This window comes from Streptococcus mitis (assembly GCF_009496205.1).
GTDB lineage: Bacteria > Bacillota > Bacilli > Lactobacillales > Streptococcaceae > Streptococcus > Streptococcus mitis_BN.
Genome location: NZ_WIJO01000101.1, coordinates 1 through 1539 on the forward strand (window position 1 = coordinate 1; position 1539 = coordinate 1539).

At 34.4% G+C, this 1539-nt stretch carries 1 protein-coding gene; it reads right to left on the reverse strand.

Features of this window, described 5'->3' with window-relative positions; genetic code table 11:
• Positions 1 to 130 precede the first annotated feature (130 nt).
• Complete coding sequence (locus GEZ85_RS10065; protein WP_153209890.1) at positions 131 to 1432, reverse strand: glutamate-cysteine ligase family protein; 1302 nt, start codon at positions 1430 to 1432, stop codon at positions 131 to 133.
• Positions 1433 to 1539 lie beyond the last annotated feature (107 nt).

The window sequence follows — 1539 nt, forward strand, 5'->3', positions numbered from 1 at the left end:
GCGCTCTTTTTTTCGATTCATTTTGGTTACAAAAGCGATGAAATCAAGCATTAGTAAAACCAGTGGAACTTACCCTGACACGGATTTCCACTGGTTTTTACGATTTTTATCAGACTAACTTCCACTTGGATTAGCGGTGGAACTTAGTTTGGGAATTTACCCCCAATTCTTTCTTCAAAGGCTCTAAATAAATCATTTCTTGTTTATTTCTCATCTTCAGTCCTTCCTCAGCTAGCAAGAGTAAGTCTTTTGAAAAACTGATAATTGCAGTTTTTTCCTGATCTGTAAGCTTTTTCTTAGAAAATTGTCGCCTTAAAAACTTATAATTTCTCCCAAATTCTTTAAAGAAAGGTGCTGTTTCTAAGTAAGCTTCTAACTTGTCTAAATTAACCAACAATCCCAAGTGAAAGACAGCAAAAGCAAAAGTTCTATCAAGTGGCTGAGTACACACACTACGAAACTCAACCGTTCCTCGAGTCGTTAAGTCTTGATACTGATAACTACGATGGGTTTCAAAATCCTTCTCTTGGGGGTAAATAATAACCTTATCCCCATTCAGAGCAATTGCCTGCATTTCAGGCATAGCCAAATAATCCCTTGCCTGAATCGGATAAAAATAATAGGTTTGTTCATCACGTTCCGCAGTAAAAATTGCAGAATGATCTAGATAGTCAAAAAAATCATCCTCATCTTTAAAGAGTCTAGCATTGACACCAACATTCTCTGGATAGATACCATGCATAGATTCTTCCCAGAAAATATCTCTTGAGATTTTTGTATCCCAATCCGCACCTGTAAACTCAGAGTTTGCAAATAAATAAGCCTTAACTGCTTCAATTTGGGTAAAAGCATTAATCACTCGTAAGTAGTTAGACTTTGAAACATCTAACTGTACCTGACTCCCACAAATAAACGCTCCGTATTCAGGAAAATGATGCAAATCTGATTTAGTCACATTTCTACTCAAATTCAAATAGTCCATCAACATGCGATACCGTGGGAAAGCCACTGGACAATTCTCATTTTTATCCCAGTTGGGATGAATACCACAGCCAACAATAGCATGATTTGATTTACTTAATTTAATCTGAATTACATCCATATAGTTATTAAAACGATTCTCAACCTCTTGAATCGTTTCAGCCTTACCAAATGCAAACTCAATCGTTGTATAGGAAATTTCAAATAAAATAGCATCCTGACTTATCGGATCTACTAACTGGATAGGATTTCCAAAATCATCTACCTTCTCTACAATAAAATCTAAAGCAGAAACTAAATAATGAAATAGTTCCTTTATAACATCAACATCTGTAGCAAGCCCCTCTAAATTTGCAACAGGATATTCCAGCTCAATCCCAATAAATAATTCAGGATTTTCTTTAATATTTTTCAAATACCGATGTTTTAATAAATCGATAGAACGAGACATACTATCCTACTCTTTCTTAATCTAAATAAAATTTGAATAACTATTATTATACCAAAAATAATACAAAAAAGGAACGAAGATTAACTACGTTCCTAGCTCTATACTAT

Coding starts and splice junctions, on each gene's coding strand:
- GEZ85_RS10065 (WP_153209890.1), bottom strand. CDS start 1,432: ATGTCTCGTTCTATCGATTTATTAAAACATCGGTATTTGAAAAATATT.